Origin of the sequence: Pseudoalteromonas sp. S1727 (assembly GCF_005886375.1) — a bacterium.
Classification (GTDB): domain Bacteria; phylum Pseudomonadota; class Gammaproteobacteria; order Enterobacterales; family Alteromonadaceae; genus Pseudoalteromonas; species Pseudoalteromonas haloplanktis.
Genome location: NZ_PNDT01000007.1, coordinates 1 through 21,928, shown reverse-complemented (window position 1 = coordinate 21,928; position 21,928 = coordinate 1). Strand labels below are relative to the sequence as shown.

17 protein-coding genes are annotated in these 21,928 nt (G+C 37.2%); 6 read left to right on the top strand and 11 right to left on the bottom strand.

The features are described 5' to 3' along the window. Positions 1-32: 32 nt before the first annotated feature. From tkt to xylB, 4 genes are all read right to left on the bottom strand, one after another. On the bottom strand, positions 33-2,051 hold the full coding sequence (gene tkt / locus CWB85_RS01620; protein WP_138553905.1) for a transketolase: 2,019 nt from the start codon (positions 2,049-2,051) through the stop codon (positions 33-35). A gap of 63 nt (positions 2,052-2,114) precedes the next feature. Continuing rightward, complete coding sequence (tal, locus tag CWB85_RS01615) at positions 2,115-3,056, bottom strand: transaldolase (protein ID WP_036981656.1); 942 nt, start codon at positions 3,054-3,056, stop codon at positions 2,115-2,117. A gap of 36 nt (positions 3,057-3,092) precedes the next feature. Further along, entirely contained in the window at positions 3,093-4,412 is a 1,320-nt protein-coding gene (gene xylA, locus CWB85_RS01610; protein ID WP_087532994.1) for a xylose isomerase, read from the bottom strand. Between the two features lie 30 nt (positions 4,413-4,442). Continuing rightward, the gene (gene xylB, locus CWB85_RS01605; protein WP_138553904.1) at positions 4,443-5,900 is read right to left on the bottom strand and encodes a xylulokinase; all 1,458 of its coding nucleotides are present in this window, start codon (positions 5,898-5,900) and stop codon (positions 4,443-4,445) included. 370 nt (positions 5,901-6,270) lie between these two features. Here xylB and CWB85_RS01600 point away from each other — a divergent pair, with 370 nt between their 5' ends. Next, positions 6,271-7,308: a LacI family DNA-binding transcriptional regulator gene (locus CWB85_RS01600; RefSeq protein ID WP_138553903.1), complete on the top strand. Its 1,038-nt coding sequence runs from the start codon at positions 6,271-6,273 to the stop codon at positions 7,306-7,308. 38 nt (positions 7,309-7,346) lie between these two features. On the opposite strand, the gene CWB85_RS01595 is transcribed toward CWB85_RS01600, so the two are convergent. The 3 genes from CWB85_RS01595 to CWB85_RS01585 form a co-directional block, all read right to left on the bottom strand. Continuing rightward, positions 7,347-8,216 (bottom strand): DNA replication terminus site-binding protein, encoded by an 870-nt coding sequence (locus tag CWB85_RS01595; protein ID WP_138553902.1) that lies wholly within the window; start codon positions 8,214-8,216, stop codon positions 7,347-7,349. A gap of 186 nt (positions 8,217-8,402) precedes the next feature. After that, positions 8,403-9,755: an ATP-binding protein gene (locus tag CWB85_RS01590; protein WP_016710609.1), complete on the bottom strand. Its 1,353-nt coding sequence runs from the start codon at positions 9,753-9,755 to the stop codon at positions 8,403-8,405. 124 nt (positions 9,756-9,879) lie between these two features. Next, positions 9,880-10,893, bottom strand: coding sequence for a tyrosine-type recombinase/integrase (locus CWB85_RS01585; RefSeq protein WP_138553901.1), 1,014 nt, complete (start codon positions 10,891-10,893; stop codon positions 9,880-9,882). Between the two features lie 334 nt (positions 10,894-11,227). Between CWB85_RS01585 and CWB85_RS01580 the strand changes: the two genes are divergently transcribed. Then, a complete protein-coding gene (locus CWB85_RS01580) occupies positions 11,228-11,590 on the top strand; it encodes a hypothetical protein (protein WP_171038970.1) in 363 nt (120 codons plus the stop codon). Positions 11,591-11,881: 291 nt separating this feature from the next. On the opposite strand, the gene CWB85_RS01575 is transcribed toward CWB85_RS01580, so the two are convergent. Beyond that, positions 11,882-12,373, bottom strand: a complete 492-nt coding sequence (locus CWB85_RS01575) for an Xre family toxin-antitoxin system antitoxin (protein ID WP_249314752.1) — start codon at positions 12,371-12,373, stop codon at positions 11,882-11,884. Between the two features lie 274 nt (positions 12,374-12,647). Here CWB85_RS01575 and CWB85_RS01570 point away from each other — a divergent pair, with 274 nt between their 5' ends. Continuing rightward, complete coding sequence (locus tag CWB85_RS01570; RefSeq protein ID WP_138553898.1) at positions 12,648-13,055, top strand: energy transducer TonB; 408 nt, start codon at positions 12,648-12,650, stop codon at positions 13,053-13,055. 537 nt (positions 13,056-13,592) lie between these two features. Here the strand turns inward: CWB85_RS01570 and CWB85_RS01565 are convergent. Together CWB85_RS01565 and CWB85_RS01560 are read right to left on the bottom strand one after the other, a co-directional pair. Beyond that, entirely contained in the window at positions 13,593-14,606 is a 1,014-nt protein-coding gene (locus CWB85_RS01565; RefSeq protein WP_138553897.1) for a GGDEF domain-containing protein, read from the bottom strand. Between the two features lie 192 nt (positions 14,607-14,798). Beyond that, a complete protein-coding gene (locus CWB85_RS01560; RefSeq protein WP_138553896.1) occupies positions 14,799-16,214 on the bottom strand; it encodes an FGGY-family carbohydrate kinase in 1,416 nt (471 codons plus the stop codon). Between the two features lie 402 nt (positions 16,215-16,616). On the opposite strand from CWB85_RS01560, the gene CWB85_RS01555 reads away from it, so the two are divergent. The 3 genes from CWB85_RS01555 to CWB85_RS01545 all read left to right on the top strand — a co-directional run bounded on the left by CWB85_RS01555 (position 16,617) and on the right by CWB85_RS01545 (position 19,951). Beyond that, positions 16,617-17,396: a DeoR/GlpR family DNA-binding transcription regulator gene (locus tag CWB85_RS01555; RefSeq protein ID WP_016710615.1), complete on the top strand. Its 780-nt coding sequence runs from the start codon at positions 16,617-16,619 to the stop codon at positions 17,394-17,396. 347 nt (positions 17,397-17,743) lie between these two features. Further along, complete coding sequence (locus tag CWB85_RS01550) at positions 17,744-18,940, top strand: AAA family ATPase (protein ID WP_212748228.1); 1,197 nt, start codon at positions 17,744-17,746, stop codon at positions 18,938-18,940. Positions 18,941-18,946: 6 nt separating this feature from the next. Beyond that, on the top strand, positions 18,947-19,951 hold the full coding sequence (locus CWB85_RS01545; RefSeq protein ID WP_138553894.1) for a ParB/RepB/Spo0J family partition protein: 1,005 nt from the start codon (positions 18,947-18,949) through the stop codon (positions 19,949-19,951). 98 nt (positions 19,952-20,049) lie between these two features. Here CWB85_RS01545 and CWB85_RS01540 read toward each other — a convergent pair whose 3' ends face one another. After that, a complete protein-coding gene (locus CWB85_RS01540) occupies positions 20,050-21,372 on the bottom strand; it encodes a Fic family protein (protein WP_138553893.1) in 1,323 nt (440 codons plus the stop codon). Between the last annotated feature and the right edge of the window lie 556 nt (positions 21,373-21,928).

Genomic DNA, 21,928 nt, shown 5'->3' with positions numbered 1-21,928 from the left:
CTTAGCGCATTAATTGGATAAAGCTGGGTCGATTATGCGTTGGCGTTTATTAATGCCAACGCTGTATTTACTACATTGTCGGCGGTAAAGCCAAAGTGCTCTAGTAATACATTACCAGGGGCTGACTCACCGAAGGTGCTCATACCAATCACTTTGCCTTGTAAGCCAACATATTTTAGCCAGTAATCTTGGTGTGATGTTTCAATTGCGATACGGTTTACCACTGAGGTAGGAAGTATAGCTTGTTGATAATCACTCGATTGCTGATCAAAAATTGTGGTGCTTGGCATCGATACCACACGCACGGCTACACCCTGTGCTACAAGCTCTTTTGACGCTTGCATTGCTAAATCTACCTCAGAGCCGGTAGCTATTAAAATTAGCTCTGGTGTTGCAGAACAATCAGCTAGAATATAACCGCCTTTTTCTATGTCACTTATTTGCTGAGCGTTACGTTGCTGGTGGTTTAGCCCTTGGCGACTAAAAATAAGCGCTGTAGGTTGCTGCTGATTTTGTATGGCATTTTTCCACGACACAGCGGTTTCTACCGTATCACATGGGCGCCATGTTACTAAGTTTGGTGTCATACGTAGGTTAGCAAGTTGCTCAATAGGTTGATGAGTTGGGCCGTCTTCACCTTGGCCTATAGAGTCATGGGTATATACAAATATATTTTGGATCCCCATCAGTGCCGACATTCTTACAGCGTTACGGGCATATTCCATAAACATTAAAAATGTTGCACCGTAATTAATAAAACCACTGTGCAGTGATATACCATTCATAATACCGCTCATACCAAACTCACGCACACCATAAAACAGGTAATTACCGCCGGCATCCTCTGCGCTTATTCCTTTTGAGCCTGACCAAAGCGTTAAGTTAGAACCAGCTAAGTCGGCCGAGCCACCCAGTAACTCAGGTAAATGTGGAGCAAACGCTTCAATAGTGTTTTGCGAGGCTTTTCGGCTGGCAATGTTTGCTGCGTCTTTATCACATTGTGCAATATAGTTATTTGCGATATCTTCAAAGTTGTCAGGCAGGGCACGTTTAATAACGCGACGCTCGAACTCTTTGGCAAGTTCAGGATAATGGCTAGCGTATTCGTCAAACAATTGTTGCCATTGTTGTTGTTTTTCATCACCGCTTTTTTTTGCATCCCAATGGGCGTATATATCATTGCTGATACTAAATGCCTCACTCGGTAGATTTAAAAATTTACGTGCTGCAGCTATTTCATCATTACCCAGTGGTGAACCGTGGCAATCGTGAGAGCCTGATTTATTTGGCGAGCCAAAACCAATCACGGTTTTACAACACAGCAAGGTGGGCTTATCGGTTACTTGTTTAGCTTGTGCAATGGCGTCAGCTATTTGTACAGGGTCGTGACCGTCAATATCTGTAATTACATGCCAGCCATAAGCATCAAAGCGCTTAGCGGTGTCGTCAGTAAACCAGCCTTCTACGTGACCGTCGATAGAAATACCGTTGTCATCCCAAAAGGCAATTAGTTTTCCAAGGCCTAATGTGCCTGCAAGAGAACATGCTTCATGGGAGATACCTTCCATTAAACAGCCATCACCCATGAAACAGTATGTATAATGATCAACCAGATCAAAACCATCTTGGTTAAATTGGGCTGCGAGGGCTTTTTCGGCAATCGCCATGCCTACAGCATTTGATATACCTGCGCCAAGCGGGCCAGTGGTTGTTTCAACGCCTGGTGTATAACCGTACTCTGGGTGCCCAGGGGTTTTTGAATGCATTTGTCTAAATTGCTTTAGTTCATCAAGTGGTAACTCGTACCCGCTTAAATGCAATAAAGAATAAATGAGCATTGAACCGTGACCGTTGCTGAGTACAAAGCGGTCTCTGTTTGGCCAATTTGGATCTTTTGGATTGTGATTTAAAAAGTCGTTCCATAGTACTTCGGCGATATCGGCCATCCCCATAGGAGCACCCGGGTGACCAGAGTTGGCTTGCTGTACTGCATCCATGCTCAGTGCGCGTATGGCATTTGCAAAGGGGGCACGAGAAGAAAGCTGGGTCATATATTACCTCAAATGTCATTAAAAAAGCCTGCATGTAAAGTGGCAGAGCAGGCTTGAGGGGAACTAGTCTAGTAAGTCTTCAACTAATTTAGCTAAAATACGCTGATCTTTAGCAAAGTTGCGAATACCCTCACCGAGTTTTTCACAGGCCATGGCATCTTCGTTGTGCTGCCATAAAAATTGCTCGTGAGTCAGCGGAGTTATTTCGCTTTGTGACGCTTTGGAAATCTTTGCACTGTCGAGCTTAGTTTCAAGCGTACCTTCTTCATTTTGCAAGCTATTAAGCAATGCAGGCGAGATTGTCAGTAAATCACAGCCTGCAAGTTCAATAATTTCTTCGATGTTTCTAAAGCTTGCACCCATCACTACGGTTTTATAGTCGTACTTTTTGTAGTACTGATAAATTCCTGTGACTGATTGCACACCTGGGTCTTCGCTTGGGGCGTAATCTTTGTTCTCTCGTGCTTTGTACCAATCTAGAATACGACCAACAAACGGGGAAATAAGGGTAACATTAGCTTGTGCACAAGCAATTGCTTGAGCCATCGAAAAAAGCAGTGTTAAGTTACACTTAATACCTTCTTTTTCTAATTGCTCAGCGGCTTTAATACCTTCCCATGTTGAAGCAAGTTTAATAAGTACACGGTCTTTTGAAATACCAGCTTGCTCGTAAAGCGAAATCAGTTTACGACCTTTTGCAATACTCGCTTGTGTATCAAATGATAAACGTGCATCTACTTCACTTGATATACGACCAGGGATCACCTTTAATATTTCGCAGCCAAAATTAACAATAAGTTGATCGCAAATTGCATCAACATCATTGCCAGCTTTATCTATTGCATCATCTATTAAATGTTTATACTGAGGTAATTTTGCTGCTTGTAGGATTAATGATGGGTTCGTTGTGGCATCAACTGGTTGCAGGGCTTTGATTGATTCCACATCACCACTGTCGGCAACGACTGTGGTTACTTTTTTGAGTTGTTCTAACAAGTTCATAATGATGTACGCCCCGGTTTTTAAGCCGAGGCGATGTCCTTATACGTAGCGGTTTACAATATTTTCAAGCAGTTCCTGACGACCAGAAACTTGCTTAGGATCGATGTTGTTCTCGTGTACTAGCGCAGCAAGGCTTTCTAATGACTGTTCACCTTTCAGAATACTCTGACCCAAGTCTTCTTTCCAACCTGCGTAGCGTTTTTCAACAAAATCAGCAAGCTCACCGCCTTCAATCATGGCTGCTGCATTAAGTAATGCTTTTGCCATCGTATCCATTCCGCCAATATGGCCAATAAATAGATCATCGCGTTCACATGATTGACGACGCAGTTTAGTATCAAAGTTAAAGCCACCAGTCGTTAAACCGCCTGATTTTAAAATCTCGTACATAACGAGCGTACATTCAGCTACATCGTTAGGGAATTGATCTGTATCCCAACCATTTTGCATGTCACCACGGTTAGCATCAATACTACCCATAATGCCTTCAGCACAGGCAACTGCAATTTCGTGGTGGAAGCTATGACCCGCAAGTGTTGCGTGGTTTGCCTCAATGTTTACTTTAATTTCGTCTTGTAAACCGTGTTTGTGTAAGAAACCTGCAACCGTTGCTGTATCGTAATCGTACTGGTGTTTTGTAGGCTCTTGTGGTTTTGGTTCAATTAATAATGTGCCTTTGAAACCAATTTTTTTCTTATGCTCAACTACCATTTTTAAGAAGCGCGCGTACTGCTCGCTTTCTTGCGCAAGATCTGTATTTAGTAGCGTATCGTAACCTTCACGGCCACCCCAAAGTACGTAGTTTTCACCGCCTAAACGATGGGTAATTTCCATAGCGTGTTTAACTTGTGCTGCTGCGTATGCATATGTATCTGGATTTGGATTTGTAGCACCGCCAGCACAAAAACGTTTGTTTGAGAATAAGTTAGCCGTACCCCAAAGTAGTTTTACACCAGTGCGCTGCATTTCTTTTTCGATAATGTTTGCAATGTGCGTTACGTTATCATGGCTTTCCTGTAGTGTTGCGCCTTCAGGTGCAATATCAACATCATGAAAACAAAAGTAAGGTACGCCTAGTTTTTCGAAAAATTCAAACGCAACTTTTACTTTTTGTTCTGCAAGTTCAAGTTGGTTGCCGACAGGTTGGATCCAAGGGCGGTCGAACGTACCTTCACCAAAAATATCAAAACCTGTAGAACAAAAATTATGCCAGTAGCAGGCAGCAAAACGTAAATGTTCTTTCATTGTTTTGCCAAGAACAACCTTGTTTTCGTCGTAGTAACGAAATGCAAATGGGTTTTTAGAGTTTTCACCCTCAAATTTAATTTTTTCAACGTTAGAAAAGAATTGCTCGCTCATAATGTGCTCCATTAATTTAAAATTATTCTATTAAAAGTATGTTTTTACACTTTGATAAAGTGCTTTGTATGTTGTGTATTGCTGTGCATAAAAGTCTTGCATAACAGGGTCTGGCTCAATTGTTTGCGTTACTTTGCCATTAACACACACTTGTTGTGCAGGGAGTTGCTCTACTCCTATTCGGGCAAGTCTTGCAGCGCCAAATGCAGGGCCAACTTCTGAACCTTCTCGGTAAATTAGTGGGCGATTAAGTACGCTTGCGATGATTTTTCCCCATAGAGGGCTTTTTGCGCCGCCACCTATAACAGTTACATCGTCAATTTGTGCACCTGCATCAAGCAGTACTTGCTGTCCGTCGGCAAAAGCAAAAGCGACGCCTTCTAAAACTGCGCGGCCAAGGGTTGCTGCATCGGTATCACTGTCTAATCCAAAAAACACACCTTTGGCATCAGGGTTATTATGCGGGGTACGTTCGCCGGTTAAATAAGGTAAAAATATCACTGAACTCGGCTTGCTAAAGTCGCATTTCCGAACTTGTTCAAGCAATGCGCCTTCATTTTCAAAGCCGGTTAATTTAGTGACCCAGCTTAAACAGCTTGCAGCGCTTAACACCACTGACATTTGATGCCAAGTATTTGTAATACAATGACAAAACGTATGTACGGCACCTGCTGGGTTAGGTAAGTATTTTTCGTTGGCAACAAAGTAAACGCCTGACGTACCTAATGATAGAAATGCTTGATTTGGTGTTATAACGCCGACACCAGCCGCGCCTGCCGCATTATCGCCACCACCGGCAATTACAGGGACTTGTTCCATGCCCCATTTTGTCGCAACCTCAGCGGTTAACGTGCCAGTGATCTCTGTTCCTTCAAACAGCGTCGGCATGTGTTGTTCAGTTAATCCTGTTGCTACAAGCATTTTTTCTGACCAAGCTCTTTTTTCTACATCAAGCCATAATGTGCCTGCAGAGTCCGACATATCTGAAGCAAAATCGCCGGTCATTAAAAAGCGTAAGTAGTCTTTTGGTAGTAATACTTTAGCGACTTTTGCAAAGTTTTCTGGCTCATGCTCTTTTAACCATACCAACTTAGGCGCTGTAAAACCGGGCATTGCAATATTGCCGGTAATGTTACGAGAGTCCGGCTCTCGTTTTTCAAGTTCTACGCACTGTGCTGCGCTACGTCCGTCGTTCCATAAAATGGCAGGTCGGATAATATTATTGTCTTTATCAAGTAATGTAGCGCCATGCATTTGACCAGAAAGCCCAACCGCTTTGACCGATTGTAGTAATGCAGGGTGAGTATTTTTAAGTTCATCAATTGCGGTGCAGGTGGCAAGCCACCAATCTGCAGGGTTTTGCTCAGAGTAAAGTGGAGCAGGACGAGACACGTTTAACGGGCTGCTTGCTTGAGCAAGTAAACAATCTTGCTCGTCTAAAATAATTACTTTTACACCTGAAGTGCCTAAATCGATACCAAGGAACATAAATTGTTATACTCGAATGTTGTTTAGTGTTAGCGCTAACATTATTGGTTTGGTATTATGAAGTCAAGTTAGTTTTAAGCTATGTAGGATAAATGTCACATTGCGTTGTAATTGAGGTTGCAAAAAAGCTGGTGAAAAATTATTTACTCATGTGTAAGTTGGTGTGTGATAGAAATGTATGGGTAAATTTATCTGTTGTTATATCTATTACACCAGTGAAAGTTAGCGATAACATTTGTTGGTGCTGATTTTTATCTAAAATAGAATGATTTAAACACTGCAGGCAATATCAAGCTTTGTAATTATGTATAATGTGAAATTAAGAGGTTAATTATAACAATCGAATGATTGTTAGTAGGTAATATTAAACATGGCCGATCATAAAAGAGCAAGAATACAAGATGTAGCCGAGCAGGCTGGTGTATCAATGATGACAGTTTCGCGTGTGCTCAATCAAGACAAGAAAGTAAGCGATAAAACGCGTGAAAAAGTAATGGCGGTTGTTGAACAATTAAATTACCGGCCAAATGTGTCAGCAAGACGCCTCGCAAGTACTAAATCGTTCTTTTTAGGGCTTTTGTACGATAACCCAAGTGATACATATATTAGCCAATTTCTGTTAGCAGCATTAAAAAAATGCCGAACTTTGGGTTATCACCTTATCGTAGATGAAGCCCATGCTGATATAAATAAGACGATTGAATCGGTGAAGCAACTTATTGATGTAACACAAGTTGATGGCATGATTTTACTACCACCTATGTGCGATAACGAAGCTGTTTTAGATGTACTAACTAAAGCTGATGTTCCTTTTGTACGAATAACTCCAGATACTAAATTAAATCGCTCACCATATATTTGCATGGACGATTACCAAGCGGCCTTTGATGTGACAGAGCATTTAATAAATCAAGGTCATAGTAAAATTGCACATATTATTGGCGACACTAAACAAGGTGTTAGTCGCATGCGTTATCAAGGTTATTTAGATGCACTGCGCTCTAATCAAATAGTGACGCCACCTGAGTATATAGAGCAGGGCAGTTTTACCTATCAATCAGGTATGGAAGCTGCGATGAAGTTACTTTCACTTGATGATAAGCCGACAGCAATTTTTGCAGCAAACGATGATATGGCAGCCGCGGTTATTTCAATTGCTCAAAAGCAAGGTATTAATATTCCAAATGAACTGTCGGTCGTGGGTTTTGATGATACGCAACTTGCAACAGTTGTGTGGCCAAATATTTCTACAGTAAGGCAACCTATTAACGAAATGGCTGAGTTGTCTATTACATTACTGGCATCTGGGCAGTATAACGATTTAAGTAATGTAAAAAGCTTAGACTTACGACATATTTTAGATTTTGAGCTGATAGAAAGAGAATCTAGTTCAATAAAGAGCAATTAAAAATTTGGTAATGATGCTGGCATAACTTGAGCTGAAGTTTATTGTTCGCTGACAACGTATAGACGTTGAATTAGATAGTTATAAAGTTGCTTTTTGTTCTTTTGGCTAATGTAACTTTTCAGCGGTGTAATTTTAGCTGGTTCTTCCCCAAAAATAATTACGGGGATATGACCATAAAACATTACAGTGGCTGTATCATCCATAAAAGAGACATTTAATTTTGGGGTAACGGGAAGAGGGCGTTTAATTTTAATAAGAGCCCCTGCCTTAGCACTAATTAGATTAATTTCTTTATTGACCCAGGGAGCCCATTCGGCTTTTGTTTGACCTGTAGGTGGATTTTCTCTACTACCTTTTAAGTATGCTAAAAACTCTTCTTTTTTTATAGTTCGCATACTATTTTTATTACACCAAGTAAAACCGACGCGCTTCACTGGTGCTGAGGATGATTTTATCAGGCGATAAATTTGTAATGTAATTGCGTTTGGGCAAATATTTTGAATGAGTTCTCGTTTTTGACCAGGGTTTAATTTTGATGTAGTAAGCAGGCTTTTAATACGTTGCTTGTGCTGGTTACAATGAGCAACCAACTCTGTCACTTGCTCTCTATGTATAGGATCTAATTGAATAAAACCAGGTAAGCGAAATGGATATTTCGCTGAGTGTTCGTAATCAGGCGTAAATCTTGAGAATGCACCAACTGACATACTTAAAGCAGTAAACCCTGTATAAGTTTGCGGCGTGAGAAACTCCCAGCCACTCGTATTGTTTGCTATATCACCTGAGGAAGGTGGTAATTTATAGCATTCAGCATGAATTACTGTCGCATCCAATAAGTAGTCGTTTAGTGTATTAACGGCACCCACTAGTAAACGATATTCAAATTCAATTTCACTATATAAAGCCATAAAAACTATACCATCATACTAATAAAGGTAACTATGGCACACCCTAAACGACTTGTATATTTTAATTTTGATCCGGTTATCGTCTAACTGTTGATCTTGAATTTAAAATGTTCAAAACAGATGGAGGAGTGTTTCGTATAATATTAATTACTAGTATGATGGTATAGTTTTAGACAAAGAAAAACATTACTGTCTTTCTTTTGTGTATGAAAATTCTAGCAATATTTCATCTAAGTTATCTAAAGCAAAACCTCTAAAGGAAACTTCATAGCCTTTCTTATTTAAGCTCTGTAGTAAACTTTTGGATTTCATTATTAGCTTGGCTTCGCTGTAACGTTTATAACGGCGCTTAACTTCAGCAATTAGTATTTTTTTATTAAAGTCATCTATTGCAACAATATCGATTTCATCTTCACCTTTGCTATCCCAGTAACTACCGATATTATTAAACAGCTTAGACTCTGCAAGAATTGCTTTAAATAGTTCTTCCAGTTGTGATCCTGAATAGGTATCAAAGTCACGATCAATAATGCGTTTTATAAAATCGTAGTTTTCTATCTCTACTGCACTTCTATTACTGTAGATAAACCTAAACCAAAAACTTAAAAATTCATCAGCTATTTCATAGCGAATATCTCTAGAATTATCTTTTGCAGTGATAGGCCTGAGCTTATTAATAATATCAAAATCTTTTTCAAGCTTTTCAAGATTTACGCCAACACCTGTATTGAGGTAGCTTTCTATTCTAGGACGACTATTATATCCATTGGCTATAGCACCTAAAACATCAAAATAGGCTCTGTGCTCTGATCCAAAGTCTTCTACAAGTCGGTGCATACCTTCTTTGATTAATGGAGAGCCATTAGAAATCAGCTTCTCTAAAGGGGCGGAGCCTGAGTTATTCAACCATTCTAAATATTTAGGGATGCCGCCTGATAAACACCACCAAACAAGGAAGTCATTAGGGTTATACTTACCATTATCTTCCATTATTTCTTTAATATAACTAGGTGTTAGAGGATTAATTTTAAAAAAGTGATCGTCACGGTTGAGCAATGGTTGCTTTTCATCTTTAAAGAGCTTAGTCATAAGGTTATATAAAGAGCCGCAGCAGACTAAGTGCATCATGGATTTATTTTTATAGTTATCCCATAAGTTTTGTAAGTCGGAGAAGAGGCTATTATTAACTCTTTCAATATCCTGAAATTCATCTATAACTAGAGTAATAGGCGTTTTTGTTGAATAGTCTAATAAAAATTCAAAAACATCTTTTAAAGATTCTGGGTGAAAAAACTTTGTATTGAATGTGCTTTGTATAATTGCGCTAAACTCAGCTACTAACGCACTTTCTGATTTACGACTGATAAATAGATAGATATGTTGATTAGTTACTTCTTTAAATACTTCGTTGAGCAAACGAGTTTTACCTACACGACGACGACCAACGACAACACTTAATCGTCCTTTCGTTTTCTCTGTATTATCAGAGATATTTCTCAGCTCCTTTAGCTGTAACTCGCGGTTATAAAACTTTTGCATCTCATTTACCTAACACTGATTACTGATTAATTACACTATACACTACTGTATTTTTTATTACAGTATCTTTTATTACAGTACACAAGCCATATTCTAGCTAAAGGTTACATCCAAAATCACTGTGTTAAGGTATAGTCTTAAACAACTTATCATCTACGGTGTCCATTACATCTTGGTGATCTACTTGAATATATCGCTCAGTCGTTTTGATACTCGAATGCCCCATGAGCTTGGCTATATGCTTTATATCAGCACCGTTGCTATCTAATAAAGTCGCATATGAACGCCGCAAACTATGTGGCGCTATATCCTTGTCGATCAAGCCATATTTTCTACACAACATATACATAGCTTCTGTAGACAAACCACTTATCCGGCTTTCATTGCTTACTAACCACGCAGGCAGAGAGCCTGATTTATAAATCCGAACGAACAACGGACCTGGTGTAGTTCCTCGTACATCGAGCCATTCTTGTAAAGCTGCTAAAGTGACATTATGTAATTTTACCTCACGCTGTTTACGTCCTTTGCCGTCAAAAATAATCGTGTGAGATTGAAGGTTGATATTTTCTAGCTTTAGGTTTACGAGTTCAAACCGCCTTAAGCCACAGCCAATAAATAAGTGAAAAATAGCTTTATCGCGCACGGCCATTATCGAGTTGCTACTTGTAATATCAATAGTATGAAGCAACTCTTTGAATTCAAATTCATTTAACACATTGTGTTTTTTCTGTCTTCCGGCCTGCGGCTTTTGTACTGATTTAATGCGCTCCCAATGTTTAGTATCAATAAGATCTAATAGGTATGCTTCAAAAAGCACACGTTTTATCACTGAAATATATAAACTAATTGTGTCGGGGGCTTTATCTTTATCAATTAATATCTTAACTAATTGGTTTAATGTATTTCTATCAAAGTTTTGCCAAATGATGCTGTAATAACCGGGTTGACCCAAGTGTTTCGCTATTGATTGTAATACTCGTATGACAGTCTGTTGTGAATTAGCTGATTTAAGTGACATTAAATAAGCATAAATAGGGCAGTTATCATCACGCACAACTGGCGCAATCTTTTCCGCCCGTATGCTAAGAGCGAGGGCCTTGCTACCATTTGTAATGTGTTTCAGTCGTGTATTCATATTGCTATTCCAACACCATCCCGAAAATTAATTATCACTAGCAATATGCTCATCAGTGTCATTCGTATTTCAACCAGATTTTATCAATCGGCTTAAGGAGAATTTCTAGTGTAATTTAAAATACTACATATTACTACCGTAAATGTTTATTTATGGTAGTAAGTGTTATGTTAAATTACACCAATAATTAATTATCAAGCAACTTTCCTTAAAGATTTAAATTTTAAGAGCAGGGCGATACAATGCACTAATTAGTGCTATGATTTTGCTACAAACACCTTGATGTCATATAATGTGCCATTATATAGGCCGATATTAGTAACATTTTATGGATATGCTATTAAGTCCTGTAGAAAATAACAGGCAATATGAAGAGCCTAAGTTTTGGCTGAATTTTCTTCACACGAATATAGAAACACTTGCTAATGCAACAAACTTACCTATTTCCAGCTTAAGAGGAAAGGATCGTATTCGCTCGCCAAAAGTGCAGAACCGGTTGCGTGATGTGCATGCTATCTTGATCAGTGTATCACCATGGTTTCAAAGCATGGATGCCGCATGGCTTTGGTTCAGAAGTGCACCGCTGCCTGGCTTTAACAATATGTCTCCGTCAGAAGTACTTTCTATTTATGATGATGATGGTGTGGCCTTGATCCAAAAACACATACGTCGCAAAAAATTTGGTGGTTTTGCGTGAGTTTTCTCGACGAGGTAGATTTTGTTGTCGAGCCATTTGAAGGCGTTGTTTACAGAATGCACAATCCTGAATCGGCTTTTGCGCCATTATCAGGAGAAGGCGCAAGGTTGTTTGGTTGTTGTTGACATATTTGTACTAAAAGATGGCATAAATTGGTTAGTTAAAAATAAGGGTAAATAATTTAAATACGTTTAACTGTTTGGTATTTATAGAAATTTAAACTATTTTTAATAGTGAACTGCCGAAAAGGCAGAGGCTAAATAGAAAGGCCCCAGCAAACGCGGTTTTTCTTTAAGCGTTATAACCGTGTTTAAGGCTATTAACAACGTTCCTAATTAACCTTCTACCCGCAATTGTATTTACAAATGTTAAAGGTGTTTTAGAGCTAAATTGTAAGGAGCATGTATTTAGCCATTTATTCCATCGTTCAATATTTTCAAAGTAATCAATACAAGTTGATGCTAAATGAGCCAACTCAAAGGTATTTTCACTCAAAGTTGCATTTAAACGTTTATGCTCTTTTTTATGACGTTCGAAAATTCTAGTATTTGTACCAATTGCTTTAGCAAAGGATTGAATATCCCAACGTAACTCAAGCCTAAATTTCTCAACACTTTTTATATCTAAACCACGCTGTATTAATTCAATTTCATCTAAAGGGTTTGAGCTTAAATTAACTTTTCCATTGCTAAGTATATCTACAAATTTATGATTAGCACTAGGTTGAATATCACTAGGCATACATACCTCAAAGCCAGAAAAAGTTATATTTAATAATAGCACTCCTACTATCCAGCTGATAGTCGGGTTAGAGTGATAAGCGGTCGTTAGCAGTTACTTTTCAATTTCGTCAAAGTATATTACCTGCATAGTCAAGAAAGCGACCGAGTCGCTCGTTTTTGTCCTGAAGTAAAAACCAAAACTACTGTATTTTAGTAGTACTGGCAAATAGTTAAGATGTTTGTTACGAATGAGTAATTAAGATAAACGAGCGACGCTGTGGTAGAAGAACGTGCGTGTCGCATAAATACTAAAAAGTTAGATGCTCTAGGAAATTATGAAATATCCAGTCAAACTTTATCTTGTTCTGCTCATGGTGGGCTGCACTTCAACAATTCAGCATGAATTACCTGGAGAAAAAATTTCAACTAGAAAGGCTGCAGATTTTAATGAAAAATCTGATGTTCCAAAGTGGGTTAGTAAGAATAAGAGCCTAATTGAATCACATCTATTTGTTTGCGAAACTTGTTTCGGTCACAAAGTGCAGGTACATATAAATATTGATGATAATGGTTATCTAAAGTTTTCTAAAATCGTGCGTTCTACGGGCCAAAAGGAACTAGAAAAAGAAGCGTTAAAAGCCATTAAATCTTCGGAACCGTTTGATATTTCGTACCTATGTGAAGAAGACAAAAAAGTAGTACAAAATATAATATTTACCTTCGCTCCAGAAAAGAGCATATAACAAGTGACTAAGGTTATGAATGACTGCTCATGGCACATAGCAGCCAACTAAACTTGGCAGTATTTTTATGGGATTGACCTCATAAAGCCTGTATTTGGTAAATTTATGGCACTATTTGCTTCAAACAACAATTAGCTGTTGAAGCACTATTAGTGCCCAGTTATGCCAATGAAGGCGGAGTAAATATGGTGTTCATAGAATGGTCAAATACATCGATTCAAATCCATGATCCAGAACACAGGCTTAAATCCGTGTATGGTGACAAGTTAGAGCTAATATAATTTAGCTAAAAAATCAACAGTTTAACAATAAATAGTCCGATACTATCTAGTATCGGACTTTATATTGAGAGCAATATTTTACGAACTCACATCATTGCTCACAATAATCCACTAAGAAATTGGCATATTTCACGTCTAGCTAAGCATTAAATCCAATTTCGTTTCTAATATAGCACCAAAAGTAACAGTAGTAAGTTAAATACTGATCCATTGTTGATTCCCCTTGTATGCTATCTTAAACACCGGCTTGTCTTTATTAACAACAAATTTGATTCTTACCGTTGTTTTTTGCGCGATATAAATTGTTGTCTGCGGAGTTAATCGCAGAGTCTATCGAATCTGCAGGTGAGATTTCTTTAACACCACCACTAATTGTAAAATGAACTGATTGGTTTTCGATATTCATAGCTGTATTTTGGATCTTTAAGCGAAGAGTATCTGCAATTTTTATAGCGGCATTTTCGGTCGTATTTTCTAACACTAATAAGAACTCTTCACCTCCCCAACGTGCAATAATATCCTTACTGCAGCAAATATCAGTAAAAATAGACGCTAAATGCACAAGAGCTTGATCTCCAACACTATGCCCGTAAGTGTCATTGATCTTTTTAAAGTCATCTATATCAAATAAAACGATTGAAAGAGGAGCATGCTTAGGTTTGTTTAACTCATTTATATAATCTATTGTGTAACGGCGATTTGGCAGCCCGGTTAAGGGATCTTTTGTGGCTAGAGTTTCGTTTTCTTTTGCTAAAGCAATGATTTTTTTACTGTGGCTTTCCCTAAAAAATTCATAAAAACCACTCAGTAATACCACAATAAAAAAACATAAAATAATTCTGAACACCAATTCAGGACTGTTATATTCATATATCTCAAAATAATCAGCCGAAATAAAAGCAGCAATAATACACAGTATGAATACGGAGCTATCGATAGCACCGAGTTTTAGCCCCCTTATAAAAAAAGTCACTGGAGGTACAATAAAAATCCATATTGGGCCAGTCTCTTTTGCCCCGCCTGTTAAAACAAGATATAACATCAATGTATAGAGTGTGTATGAAATTATTGAAGCTGCGACTTTCTCTTTTTTATGTATAAACCAAGAATACAAAAAAAGGCTTGAGCAAGTAAAAAGAGAAAAAAACAATATATATTGCTGGTTAAATATTGCTAATGATCCCATTAAAGCCGTTGCAGAAAAGCCTATGCATGCAAAATACTTGATGACCAGCTTCCTTTCATCTTGATCAAAGTAATTTTTTAACAAAATTGACCTATCATTAAAGGTTTATAACACATTAATATAATGCAGCTAGCTCATGTTCTCTACTTAAAAATAAAATATATCCTCTAATTACAATCAACTCTAGTAGCAGATCCTTAATGCAAAAACATACGTAAAAGTTCCCACTGACGCGATTGCGCTTAGCCAGCGGGATTTCTTTGGTTGGAAGTCTTATTAAATATTGTTGAGTTTAGCCTCTGCACATAAACGCCATTGTTTTTGGTATTCCTTGAGACCTGTTAATTCAGTACTGGCTGATGGTGAGCATTCAAGATTGCATTTTACATGACCCCAATCAGATAAATACCCAGCACCTTGAACAGTGCCAGTTGAATCCATTGATAACATAACCTTATTATCTTCTCTTAACTGGTTAAGTACCGCACATAGTAAAGGGTTTTTCAAAAATGCACCTTCGATGAAAATATCACCTTTTGCTCCAAGCATATCAAGTTGGTAATCAATCATTAAAGCGCAATAAATAGTTGCTAGTGCAATTCCACTAACTTTATCAACATTCTCACTAAATCCACTTTCTGATCCACCAAATGGACCACTCCCATCACTAAAATCAGGTAAAGCGAAAACTTGCTGATCAATAATATTCTGAATATCGTCGACATTAAACTGCTCACCTAGCCAAGAACCAGCCTTGTCGCAAATTGCTTCAAACTCTCTGCCCCCCATAAATCGGGCACATGCTATAGGCTCTCTCATAGCATCGATATTTGCTAACATATCTTTTTTGGCGTCCAAGTTATTTAGTGGTACTTGTGAAGCCATTAAAATAGTCCACGTTCCTGTAGATACTACAGTAAATGGTGCATCTTTCTGTGTTAGTTTATAGCGTAAGAAGCTCGCATTGCTATCGTGAATGCCATTAAAAAAGTGACATTGAGGATCTAAACCAAGCTCCTCAATCAGTTCAACCTTTACTAATCCACAATCGAACCATGCAGGCTCCACTGGTGGTAACAATTCCTCACACTCTAAATAATCAACCAAAGAAGAGTACTTATTATCTTTTATTGACCACAAATCTGTATGGCAACCTAATGACGTAATTTCACTAACTCTTTGACCTGTAAAGCGCCACGCCCAATACTGTGGGTACATTAAAATATCAGTAGCTTTCGCAAAATCATTAGCGAATTTAGTTTTTAACCAATAAAGTTGACGACCTAAATTTAAACCGGCAGGTAGAGATGGGGAATAAGTATCGCTAAATAATGGTCGAATATTATCGTATTCAGGGGTTTCTTCAAAAGTACCTGTATATTCATAATCAAGAATAGGAAGAACGAGACCATCTTTAGATGTTGTATTCCTATCAATCAATGCCGCAGTCGCACCATGTGTAGTAATATTTATAGCTTTAATTCGGTACTTTTGTGTAACGTCTTTAATACCTGCAATAAGCCAATTCCAAATGGTATCTATATCTATACTCGGAAAAGGACCATTATTGTCAACAATGTTTTTCATTTGTTTTGAAAATACAGAATCAAAAACACTATTTAGTACATGCAATTTTACATGTGTTTTACCTATATCAATCACTAAAGAGCCAGATGTTATTTGAGCAGTCATTTTTTATTACTTATTATTCATATAATTAAGGGTATAGCTTGTTGTAACTAATAACTAAACTATTGATTTTAGTGATTAATAATGGTTACTTGGTTAAGCTATATGATGGTATTAGTAAGTTTACACATAACAGAGGTGATTGCAAATGATTTATATAGCTTGAATATGAGCGATTCAATAGCTTGGAGATTAATCTTTCCGCAAAGTGCTGAACGATTTTTATTTATAACAATTTTCATGAACACCACAATGCATTCACAAGCCATTGTTTTAAATCAATTATTTATAAAATCTATTTTTTCCTTTTTCAGTTATATAATGATAAACTTTTACTAATAGATACGCTCATAAGTTGGTAAATAAGCCTTTTCGAGGCTTTCGAACTAAATGGAATAGTTATAAATGTTAGAAAAACATAGACAGCAGCTAATTAAAGAAATCGTAGATCAACAAAGTTTTGCTAGTGTAAAAGTTTTAACTGATAAATTATCTTCATCTGAAGCCACGATTCGCCGAGATTTAACTAAAATGGCTAAACGCGGTGAAATAGTTAAAATTAGAGGTGGAGCACAATCAAACTCCAACAAAAGAAAAAATATTCAAAGCTCCGCATTTAATGTTGATAAAACTAAAAGAACAGATACAAAGAAATTAATAGCCAAAAGAGCTGTTGAATTATGCGCTGAGAATGATTCAATCATCATTAATGGTGGTAGTTCAACCTACATGATGGGCGAATATTTAACTGATAAGAACTTAAACATCTTAACAAATTCATTTGTTCTAGCGAATTATTTATCTGAAAATAGCAATAATTTAGTTTCACTGCCTGGTGGCGAAATATATCGCGAACAAGGGATCATATTAAGCTCTTACGAGAAAGATAATACTGAGCATTATCGAAGCTCAATGATGTTTATGGGCACACCCGGTATCGGTAAATTTGGCGTTATGGAATCAGATCCATTATTGATACTTTCAGAGCAGAAGCTAAAAAAACAAACGGATAAGTTAATTGTTCTTGCTGATAGCACAAAGTTAGGAAAGCGTAGTAACTTTGTTTTCTGTCCACTAGAAGAAGTAGATGTGTTAATCACTGATTCAAAAGCAGATAAAGAACTAATTGATTACTTTAAAGATCAAGATATTGAAGTCATCATCGTTGATTCTTTAGACGATTAGAGTTACCACTAACATTTATACGTTTTACATTTTTAAGTTATTACTAATAATTTAAAAATGTAAAACACCACCTCAATTATTAGACATAGCAAACCTATTGTCACTTACCAAAAATAAAAGTATCTAGATTTCCCGTTTACGCTCCCTGCCGCAAATTAAAATTTATAGCTTAACCACTTACTTAAGTACTGACTTTTAGATTCCACATTGTGGAATACCTAATATAAAAATTCGCAGCTGTAATCTATGCTAAACCAATTATTTCTTCAGATTGTCATTTACATTACCATCAATATGCAGCATTATAAGACTAATACAAGAAAAGCTGCACACAACAAGGTATCAAGATGGATGATAGGATTTTAAAAATAGCTACAAGAGCCAAGCTTACTTTAGAAGCTCTTTCTGAAAAGATCACCAGTTCAAAAATTGAATTTGACGCAGAAAACTATGAACAAACTTTTTCAAAGTCCGCAGTTGCCAGTTTGCCAGATCTTGCAAAAGCGAAAGTCGATAAAGCCGTTGCTGAAATGGAGCTGCAAGGCTATCAATTTCAAAAGAAGCAGGCTGGACTCAATAATGTATACAGCATGGGTCAAAAGGATGTCACTGCTATTTATGAACATCGTGGTGTGCCAAAATATCGAGACCAATTCAAAGAAGCTCACACCGTATTTCTTACAAATTTAAAAGGTGGTGTGGCTAAAACGGTAAGCTCTGTAACGCTTGCTCATGGATTAAGATGTACTCCAGCATTAATAAAGCATGATTTAAGAATACTTGTTTTAGATTTAGACCCACAAGCTAGTGCAACAATGTTCATGAAACATGACTTGTCGATTGGAATTGTAGATGAAACTGTCGCACAAGCAATGCTACAAAATGTAAGCCGCGAAGAGCTAATTAACGACTTTATAAAACCCTCGAGCGTTGATGGTGTAGACATAATTCCGGCATCCATTGAAGATGCATTCATTGCATCACAATTTGAAAAACTGGCTAATGAACATTTACCAAATCAAAACATTTATGATGTTTTAAAAAATAACATCATTGATAAATTAAAAAATGACTATGATTTTATTTTTATCGATAGCGGCCCTCACCTAGACGCTTTTCTACTTAACTCTTTTGTCGCAGCTGATACTTTCTTGATACCTGTACCACCTGCACAAGTTGATTTTCACTCAACGTTAAAATTCATGCAGAGATTGCCTGAGTTATTTGATATGGCTGAAAGCGCTGGCAGTGAAATAAAGCTCAATTCTATTTTTGGCTATATGGCTAAAATAGCTCGTAAATCCGACCATGCAGATGCTCAAAGCTTATTAAGAGAAGTGTGTGGCGCTGATATGTTAGATACCTCACTGCCACTGTCGACAGCTTTTGAGCGTTGTGGTGAAAGTTTTGGTACGGTATTTTCAACAAACCCTAAGTTTTATCCAGGTGATAGAGACGCACTCAAAAAAGCACGTATTAAAGCCGAAGAGTTTACTCGCTCAGTATTCGATACAATTACATTTAATAGAAAGAACGAAGGTTAATTCGCCATGAACAATAAAAAAAGAAACGTCATAGGTCGTAAAATTTCAAATACGAATCTAGACGCTCTGATCACACAAAGTGCTAGCGATGGTTTAACTGAACAGTCTCCTATTGATGGACGAGATATTAAGTGGGAAAGAGTAACAATACAAAGCCACGATGTATTTAATAAATGTATTAAATCTATTTATAATAAACGTTCATTCGACGATTTATCACTTGCATCAGTTTTAGATATTTATCATTCAATTAAGTCTTCAAACGGTAATACAGAGCCTGTAAGAGCCGAATTAGTCAATGGTAAATACGAAATTCTAGGCGGTTTAAGACGAGCATATACAGTCTCGATACTCCCAAATACTAAGCTAAACCTAATTGTAGCTAAGGATCTAACTGAAAAAGAACGAGCTCACTTTGCTCGTGTAATGGATGAGTACGCTGAGCCTAGCTTTATGGATAAGGCTAAATCAATAAAAACACTCAAAGCAAAGTTAGATTCAAGCAGTGACAAAGAAATAACAGGTCTAGAGTTAAGCGACATTCTAGGGATGAAAAAAAGTAATGTTTACTACGCATTAAGCTACGCAAACCTCCCGGCAGAACTGATTGGCTTATTCCCTGCATTGAAATATATTGCGACTCCCCTATTACGTGAATTAGTAAAACACAATAAAGATGGCTATTTGGAGTCGTTGGCTCAACAATTTCCTGCAATAAAACCAATTACTTTGACTGGAAATGAAACAGCTGAAGAAATTAATGATATTGAAGAAGGTCTTCAAAAATCGTCTAAGAAACTACAAGTAGACCTCTTAGCAAAAATTCGTGCTGATAAAGCGTCTGCACCAGTTAGCTATAACGGAAAATTAAAAGATTTTGCTAACCAAGAGCTTGCAGGGATCAAAATCAAAACCACTAAGTCAGGTTTAAGTATCACCATTAATGAGTCAAAGGTTGACCCTAAAATACTCGATAAGTTAATTACAGTATTCAATGGTAATGAACAATAACATGCTAACTTAAATTGAATAAATTTTAACTGAACTACCAGATTTGATTTCTAAAATTGAATCAAATCTGGCAATGAATAGCCGATTTAAAACTATATTTACTTGTTTCGACCTAAAAGCTTTTCTAACTTTTGCCCCGCTACTTTATCATCTAATGATAGAGCCTTATATTCATCAATAAGCTTTGTTAAGCCTGAATTTTTTTCACCACGAAAATATTCAATATTACGCTCTATTTTCTTCAAGATCTTAATTAGGCTAACATCATTAACTAGTGAAACATCTTCTTTGTCAGCAAATAGGTTTTTCTCTTGCGGGAAGTTCACAAAGTAACGTAAACCACGCTTACCTTCACCTGACGGGTAAAGCAAGCCATTATCAACTAATGATTTTAAATCCCTCGTTGCGGTTGCTGGTGGCGCCCCGGTAATTGCTCGATATTTTTCATTAGTTAAACCATCACGCACAAAGCCGTCAGCGCCTACAGTGAAGATTTTTTTCATCACCTTTTCTTGCCGTTGGTTGAGTTTGACTTCTCCATATTCAGCCCAAAATTTTGATTTTTGCAATACAAATTCAACGGATTCAAGCGATTTATCTTGCGAAGTTCTAACCAACTCAATAAACCACGCTATCCACTCATTAATTTGTAAGCCAGTATTAGTATTTCTAAGCTGTTGATAATATTCAATTCTATTAGTATTAATCATGCTCGACATACTAAAAAGCGGAGGTCTCGAAAAGTCTTGAAATAATGCATGCTCGGCTATGGCCCTACCAACACGGCCATTACCATCTTGAAACGGATGAATAGCGACAAACCATAAATGAGCAACTGCTGCTTTTATAGGGCCTGAACAATTGGCGCTGTTATACCACTGTATAAAAGTATCCATTTCATGTTCAACCTCAGTGCGATTATTACCGGGAGCTTTGTAGGTTATTTCACTGTCACCGTATAAGTCTTCTCTTATTACATCAATAGGCGAATCTCTATAATCGCCTTTAGTAATAGGGTTTACATAATAATCTTCACTACCGTGTAATAGCTGCGTGTGCCAATGACAAAGTAAGGTTTTAGACATAGCGCTTTTAATGCTTTTGCGCACATCAACAAGCATCGCCGCAATGCCTTTTTCTTTAGGGAAATAACCACCACGCTCTGGTTCTTTTAATCCTAGGAAACGAGCAACCGATGAGCGCACCTCTTCACGGTTAAGTTTTTCACCTTCAATGGCACTGGTGCTTAATGCTTCTTCCACTAGTAAGTGGACAAATGCATCGTTATGGTCATTTAACGGTATTTGCGATAATGCTCCTTCAATGCTGTAGGCTTTTTTCGAATACTCGCTAACACTTGTCTCAAAGCGTGTCACATCATATTCAAATTGAGGCCAATTTTTTTGTTGCCAATGATACATGTGATTTAAACCTTCGTTTGCTATAAATCAATTTATATCAAATTATGATTTAAAAAGATATATTTTATGAATCACATGGAGGTGAGTTTTGATTTATAAAGTGAAGATGTATAAATCAAAATAATCCTTTTGGGCAGGATTGAGTTATTTAAACGTCCGCTTTGTAAAAATGTTCAAATCGTTGTAAATGGTAGCGACCATCTCTTGAGAGTTTAAAATCGCCTGTCCGGTGAAGTCCAACTTATACATCGAAACTACTACACTTAAATAGCTTATAGCTAAACTGTCAGGCTTGATTATCAAAACTAAATCAAATCTGGCAGTCGCGCACATGGAAACTCTAGCCTTATTTTAAGACTAAGCTCACTTCATTTTCATAAATACGTAAAGTTGATTGGAGAAATGTGATAAACATCTCAATCATAATGAAAAAGAGCTTTAGATGGTTACTTAGACAAAAAAGAAAATATTCTGACTTTATACACAAAAGGCGCCTCATTCACAGAGGCACCTTTAGTTTTAATACACAAACTTCACTAAAATTAATCAGCAAATT